Origin of the sequence: Microbacterium sp. UBA837 (assembly GCF_002296025.1) — a bacterium.
In the GTDB taxonomy this organism is placed as follows: domain Bacteria; phylum Actinomycetota; class Actinomycetes; order Actinomycetales; family Microbacteriaceae; genus Microbacterium.
The window spans coordinates 1-217 of sequence record NZ_DBHD01000092.1 but is presented as its reverse complement, the minus strand read 5'-3'; the positions used below and the strand labels follow the sequence as shown (position 1 = coordinate 217).

At 67.7% G+C, this 217-nt stretch carries 1 protein-coding gene; it reads right to left on the bottom strand.

The window, feature by feature from the left end; translation table 11 throughout:
- Window positions 1-217 (bottom strand): hypothetical protein (locus tag B3587_RS06865; RefSeq protein WP_414683122.1); only part of this gene is annotated, 217 nt, incomplete at both ends.

Here is a 217-nt window from a genome sequence, read left to right as displayed (position 1 = left end):
GGAATGTCCGTTCTCGCGCTTCGACCGCTGGGCGGCGACACCCGCAACCACGGACTGCAACCGTTCCGCATCGTTCGCGATGCCGGTGACCTCCCGCAGCACCTCCAATACTGACGCATCACTGAGCGCCGCGGCACCTGACGGGAGGCCCGAAGGCTCGACATCCAGCTCAGCGAACACCGTGAGGCGGTCGAGCCGCTCGCGCATCGCCGTGAGG